Origin of the sequence: Arcobacter cryaerophilus gv. crypticus (genome assembly GCF_002993025.1) — a bacterium.
Lineage (GTDB): Bacteria > Campylobacterota > Campylobacteria > Campylobacterales > Arcobacteraceae > Aliarcobacter > Aliarcobacter cryaerophilus_B.
In genome coordinates, this window is the sequence record NZ_NXGI01000046.1 from 22,928 (window position 1) to 29,112 (window position 6,185).

Sequence of the window (6,185 nt, forward strand, 5' to 3'; positions counted from 1 at the left end):
ATTTTTAAAACTAATTTGGAATTTTAATTTAAAATAAATTATAATTCGCTTATATCAAATATTTTAAGGATTAAAATAGATGAAAATTAACAGTAAATTTAGATTGATTATAACACAAAATCTTAGTTCTAAGATTAATTCAAATATAGATAAAGCACTATTTAAAGCTTTCAAAAATGATAGTTTTCCAATATTAAGAGTCTATTCTTGGGAGGATTGTATTACTTTTGGAGCGGGACAAAATATTGATGATTACAAAAAATTACAAAGTGATTACAAAAACAATGTTTCAAGAAGATTAACAGGTGGAGGAGTTTTATTTCACGGTCATGATGTTTCATATACAATTTTATTAAATCCAAATACAATAGAAAATCGTGATGTAAAAGAGACATATTTTTTTATTTGTCAATTTTTATTAAAATTTTATGAAAATTTGGGATTAAAACCAAAATTTGCAAAAGATGATGAAACTATAGTTTTAAGTAAAAGCCCTTTTTGTCAAGTTGGATTTGAAGCATATGATATTATAATTGATGGTAAAAAAATAGGTGGAAATGCACAAAAAAGAGCTAAAAATGCTATTTTACAGCATGGTTCAATTCCACTTTTTAGTAAATCAAAAGTTGAGTTTATGGGTAGTTCTTTACAAGATTTTGGAATAAATTTAAGCTTTGAAGAGGCAAAAGATGGTTTAATAAAAGCTTTTAAAGAAGTTTTTGAAGTTGAAATATTTGAAGATAGTTTAAATGAAGAAGAGAAAAATATTTTAGAAAAAATAGAAGAGGAAAAATAGTGACACAAATAATAAATACAAATGAAGTGGCTTATAAAAAGCCGCAGTGGTTGAGAAAAAAACTCACTCCACATACACAAATTGAGATGGAAAATTTACTTAAAGATGTTGGTGGACTTCATACAATTTGCCAAGAAGCAAAATGCCCAAATATAAGTGAGTGCTTTGCAAATAAAAATGCCACTTTTTTGATTTTGGGAAATATTTGCACAAGAAGATGTACATATTGCAATGTTACAACTGGAAAACCAAATGGTGTTGATGAAAGTGAGATTCAAAAAGTTACAACTTCTGTTTTAACTTTGGGCTTAAAATTTGTGGTAATTACAAGTCCAGCAAGAGATGATTTAGCAGACGGTGGAGCAGAGCAGTTTTACAAAGTTACAAAAGATATTATTGAAAAATCTCCAGATACAAAAGTTGAGATACTAATTCCTGATTTTAAAGGAGATGAAAGTAGTCTAAAAAGGGTAATAGATTCAGGTGCTACAATTATTGGTCACAATGTAGAAACAGTTCCTAGTTTGTATAGAATACGAAGAAATGGAACTTATGGAAGAAGTATTGAAGTTTTAAGAAAATTAAAAGAGCTTGGTGGTGATAAAATAAAAACAAAAAGTGCTTTGATGGTCGGACTTGGAGAGACACAAGATGAGATGATTCAAGTTTTTCAAGATTTGCTTGATGTTGGATGTAAGTTTTTAAGTATAGGACAATATCTTGCTCCCAGTGGAGATTTTGAAAAGGTTATAGAGTATGTAAAGCCTGAAGTTTTTGAAGAGTATGAAAAAATAGCTTATTCTATGGGATTTGAGTTTGTAAAAGCAAGTCCATATGCAAGAAGTTCTTATATGGCTCATCACTACTTAAATATGGCTAGTGCTTTGTAAAATTTAGTTTATTTGACAAATATTATCATTTTACGATAATATTACTTTCTAAAAAATTATCATATTAGGATAATAAAATGATAGCACCAATAGATTTTATAAAAGAAAAATATATAGAACCAAATAAAATAACACAAGATAAACTTTGTGAAGTTTTACAAATAGGTAAAAAGACAATAAGTGAACTTTATCAGAAAAAAAGAGGCTTCACTATTCATACATCAAAAAAGTTTGCAAAGTTTTTTGATTTAAAACCAGAGTTTATTTTGATGAAGCAAGTAGAGTATGATTTATTTTTGGATAAAGAAAATTATGATTTTATCAAACCATACAATCAACTATTTTTAGAAGATAAAAAAATATCTATAGCGAAATGGATATTATCAATTATAAATAACTCTATAAGTGATAAAAGACTTCACTATAATTTAGATGATTTACACAATATTTTTTCAAAACCAACAATAGATAAAAAATATCAATATGCAATAACTACAATTTTTAATGAAGTAAATTATGATGATGTAATAAAATATTGTGAAATTTTTAATATTGATAAAACAAATTTAAAGATACTTTATGAGCATTATAAAGGTAGTTATAATACAAAGGAGATTTCGCAATATGAGTGGCTATTTAAATAATTTTGAACAACAAATAAATACTTTAAATAGTGTTTATTATGAGTTATTAGCTCCTATTGAAAAGCAATCAACTTTAAAAAATTGGTTGATTTTTGGTGGTGGAACTGCTTTGGCAATATTTCATTTTAATCATAGAAAATCATTTGATATAGATATATTTATAACATAATCCCAAGTTTTTGATTTTTTAAATCCAAAGTGATATATAGATGAAAGCACTATTTTTGATAATAATGAATATAGATTTGATGGTGTAAGTCATCATATTCAACTTAAAACAAAAGATGATATAAAAGTAGATTTTTTGCTAAATGAAGCGATTATAAATAAGCCTATCAAAAATAAAATTTTGGATTTGAATTATGAACTTTTTTATGAATCAATAGAAGATATAATTGCTAAAAAAATAAAATATAGAAAACAAGATAATCTTACAAGAGATATATTTGATATTGCAATGGCTATATTTTTTGATAAAGAAATTATAAAAAACCTTGTTTTTTCAAGGTTTATCTCTTTTGATGATTTAGAAATTTTGAACTCATCTTTAGATAGACTCGATGAGAAAAAATATATTTTAGAGCTTGAAAAAATCGAACCACAAACTAAAGAATTTGAAAATATAGCTTTAAATTCCAAAAATATAATTCAAAAAAATATTCAATCTTTAGAAATATAAAATTTCATTTTTTTATTTTAAATTTCTCTTCCAAAGCTTTTAGCTCATCTGCATTTTCTTGTGCTTTTTTTACAGCCTCTTCAAATGCGAAACCTTTCATTACTATTTCGTATAATTTGGGTTTATCTCTTCGCCAATTTCTTAAAGTTGCTGTTGCTACTTCTAGTTGTCCTGCCATATCTCTTTGAGTCATTTTTTAACCTTTTTTGATTAAAACTTAACTTATAAGTATTTATTACTCAACAAATCAATATTTAGCTACTTTTTAAATAAAATCGCTAATATTTAGCGATATTAAGATTTAATTAGATAATATTTAGCTCAAAATTTATAAAAAGAGGAAATATTTTTCTTTTTTTAAACAAGGTAATTAATGAAAACTATTTGTGTAATAATTAATTCAATAGAAGAGTGGGTATTTTTGAAATCTACAATATTTGAATTTAGTCAAAATAAAAAAATTGATTTAAAAATAGTAGCTACTGGCAAACTATTGAGTCCAGATTATGGTTTACTATATGAAAATATAGAAAAAGAGATTAAAATTGATAAAAAAATAGAGATGTATCCTAAACTAGATACTTCAGTTAGTAATGCAAATTCTTTATCTCTTGCTATTATGGGATTTGCTAATTATTTTAATGAAGTAAAACCATATAAAATAATAATTAGTGGAAACTCTTATTCTATTTTAGGTGCTTGTATTTCAGCCTTGATTTCAAAAATTGAAATTGAGAATATTCAATCTGATAAATTATTAGAATCTACTATTCCTAATCAATTTCTAAATTTATTTTGAAAGTTAAAGAATGAAAAATACATTAGTCTTTAATAAAATACCATTGGAAGAAATAGAAGTTGGAATGAGTGTAAGTTATTCTCAAACGATTACAGATGCAGACATAAAAGCATTTGCAGGTATTTCAGGAGATAGAAACCCAATTCACTTAGATGAAAATTATGCTAATAATTCAAGATTTAAAAAAAGAATAGCTCATGGAATGATGACAGCTTCGTATTTTTCTGCTTTATTTGGTACTAAAATACCAGGTGAAGGGTGTGTTTATACCTATCAATCTTTGAATTTCAAAAAACCTGTTTATATTGATGATACAGTAGAGGCGATAATAACAGTAACAGAAATTGATATTGAAAAAAGAAGAGTTAGATTTAAAACTATATGTAAAGTTGATAATAAAATAGTAACAGATGGAGAATCTGAACTTTATGTGCCAATAGAATTTAAGAAAATTATGCTTAATGATAAAGATGAGTTATTAAAGTATAAAACTCAAATATTAGAATTATTTGAACATAGTTTTAACAGTAAAATGGATGAAAAACTTTGGAATTGGGCATATATTGAAAATCCTAATGGAAATCCTATAGTTTCACTCTATTTTGATGGCGAAAGATTAGTTGGACATTATGCTGTTATACCAGTGAGCTTTATACATAATCAAAAAAATATAAATGCTGTTCTTTCAATGACAACAATGGTTCATTTTTCATATAGGAAATATGGTATTTTTATTGAACAAGCACAAGAAGTTTATGAAAAAGCTAAGGAACTAGATTATAAGTTTGTTTGTGGTTTCCCAAATAAAAAATCAGCACCAGGATTCAAAAAAAGACTTAATTGGACTATAGAAGAAGATTTATATGTAGCTAGTTTTTCTTATGATGAACTACAAAAAATAGAAAAAAAGACTTATCCAAATACAATATCTTTTAATACACAAGATAAAGAAAATATTGAGTGGAGATTAAGTAAACCAAATCAAAATTATTTTAGAAAGAATAATAATATTCTCAACTTTCGCTCATAAAACCTAACTCTTTTTGAGTGAAAGCACTTATCACTGCAATAATTTGAAGTAAATCTTTATTATCCTTGACAACATTTTGGATTTCAGAGATTTTTGTAAGTATTTGAATAAAAAGTTGTATTGAAATTGCAAGGGTTTCAAGTTCACACTCTAAATCTCTAAAAAGTTCTCCTAGTGTTTGTGGCTCATGTTTTATGCGGTTTATGTAACTTACAATGTTGTAAGTAAACATAGAAAGAGTGATTTTTCCAATAAGAGCTTCATAGATACGATTTTCTTCTTTTCCTAAGCCAAACAAGAGTCTTAGATCTTTATAGCCTTGTTCAATATTCCATCTCTTTTTATAAGTTTCTAAAATCTCTTTACCTGAAATACTTATATCTGTTGATATAAAAACTAATAAATCTTTTCCAGTGTGTAAAAATACCAATTTAACTTTTCCTAAAACAGCATGTTCTAAAACTGAATCGAAATACTTATAAGATATCTTTCCATGTTTACCGCTATATTTATGACGAATATTTTTAAAACTATCATATATTGCATTTAGAGTTTTATATTTACCTTTAAAGTTCCAAATGAGCTTATTATTTGGAAGTCTTGCAATTACAGGCATTCCTAAAGTATTTGCTTCTTTTATAAAATTTGGTTTAGCGTACCAGCTATCAACAAGTAGATAATCAGCATCAATTCCATTATCTAATGATCTTTCTAACATCTCAAGAGCTAGTATATTCTTACCTTTAATAATTTCACTCTTACGCTGATATGCGTTACTTCTATGATGCAATTTTGCTGTGAACTCTGATGTAGATTTTCTTTTACTATCATTCATTTTTATAGAAAAATCCAATTGAAATGTTGAGTGTGAATCTGCATAATTTAGAGACACTATATTTAGTGCATTAATACTTCTATGCTCTTTATTACTCCAGATATATTTACAAGTACCTTCAATAAATTTACCTCTTTTTGGTTCTACTGTATCATCGATAATTAGTAGGCGATACTCACCATTTTTATGCAATGGCTTTATCTTTTTTAAAATTTCTGTAGCACTTAACAATAAAAGTTTACGCCAGTTATAGCGTTTTTCTTTGATAAATCTATAATATACATCTTTACCATAAGCCTTATCACTATTTTTTATAAAAGTTGATTGTCTTTTTTGCATAATAAGCATATAAAGAAAGTGTAAAATTGGAATGACCCCGAAAATATAGACACAAATTAATTCAGTTAATTAAAATAACAATTTAGAGAAAATTGTAAATAATTGAAGGAATTAAAAATGGCAAGAAGAGAATATAGTGAAGAGTTTAGAAGAGATGCTGTAAAACAAGTTAT

General features: G+C 25.9%; 9 protein-coding genes. 7 read left to right on the forward strand and 2 right to left on the reverse strand.

Features of this window, described 5'->3' with window-relative positions:
• Window positions 1-79 precede the first annotated feature (79 nt).
• The 5 genes from CJ670_RS09805 to CJ670_RS09825 all read left to right on the forward strand — a co-directional run bounded on the left by CJ670_RS09805 (window position 80) and on the right by CJ670_RS09825 (window position 3,009).
• Window positions 80-796: a lipoate--protein ligase family protein gene (locus tag CJ670_RS09805; protein ID WP_105939828.1), complete on the forward strand. Its 717-nt coding sequence runs from the start codon at window positions 80-82 to the stop codon at window positions 794-796.
• Entirely contained in the window at window positions 796-1,686 is an 891-nt protein-coding gene (lipA, locus tag CJ670_RS09810; RefSeq protein ID WP_228154243.1) for a lipoyl synthase, read from the forward strand. The genes CJ670_RS09805 and lipA overlap by 1 nt, the downstream gene beginning before the upstream one ends.
• Window positions 1,687-1,763: 77 nt before the next feature.
• On the forward strand, window positions 1,764-2,330 hold the full coding sequence (locus CJ670_RS09815) for a helix-turn-helix transcriptional regulator (RefSeq protein WP_105939829.1): 567 nt from the start codon (window positions 1,764-1,766) through the stop codon (window positions 2,328-2,330).
• Complete coding sequence (locus CJ670_RS09820; protein ID WP_105939830.1) at window positions 2,311-2,499, forward strand: nucleotidyl transferase AbiEii/AbiGii toxin family protein; 189 nt, start codon at window positions 2,311-2,313, stop codon at window positions 2,497-2,499. The genes CJ670_RS09815 and CJ670_RS09820 overlap by 20 nt, the downstream gene beginning before the upstream one ends.
• 135 nt (window positions 2,500-2,634) lie before the next feature.
• Window positions 2,635-3,009 (forward strand): hypothetical protein, encoded by a 375-nt coding sequence (locus CJ670_RS09825; RefSeq protein ID WP_105939831.1) that lies wholly within the window; start codon window positions 2,635-2,637, stop codon window positions 3,007-3,009.
• A gap of 4 nt (window positions 3,010-3,013) precedes the next feature.
• Here CJ670_RS09825 and CJ670_RS09830 read toward each other — a convergent pair whose 3' ends face one another.
• Window positions 3,014-3,202: a hypothetical protein gene (locus tag CJ670_RS09830; RefSeq protein ID WP_105939832.1), complete on the reverse strand. Its 189-nt coding sequence runs from the start codon at window positions 3,200-3,202 to the stop codon at window positions 3,014-3,016.
• 180 nt (window positions 3,203-3,382) lie between these two features.
• On the opposite strand from CJ670_RS09830, the gene CJ670_RS09835 reads away from it, so the two are divergent.
• Together CJ670_RS09835 and CJ670_RS09840 are read left to right on the forward strand one after the other, a co-directional pair.
• Window positions 3,383-3,808 (forward strand): UDP-N-acetylglucosamine 2-epimerase, encoded by a 426-nt coding sequence (locus tag CJ670_RS09835; RefSeq protein WP_105939833.1) that lies wholly within the window; start codon window positions 3,383-3,385, stop codon window positions 3,806-3,808.
• A gap of 10 nt (window positions 3,809-3,818) precedes the next feature.
• Window positions 3,819-4,838 carry a GNAT family N-acetyltransferase gene (locus CJ670_RS09840; protein ID WP_105939834.1) on the forward strand — a complete coding sequence of 340 codons (1,020 nt, stop codon included), beginning with the start codon at window positions 3,819-3,821 and terminating at the stop codon, window positions 4,836-4,838.
• Here the strand turns inward: CJ670_RS09840 and CJ670_RS09845 are convergent.
• Window positions 4,822-6,069, reverse strand: coding sequence for an IS4 family transposase (locus tag CJ670_RS09845; protein WP_425352287.1), 1,248 nt, complete (start codon window positions 6,067-6,069; stop codon window positions 4,822-4,824). The genes CJ670_RS09840 and CJ670_RS09845 overlap by 17 nt on opposite strands.
• Window positions 6,070-6,185 lie beyond the last annotated feature (116 nt).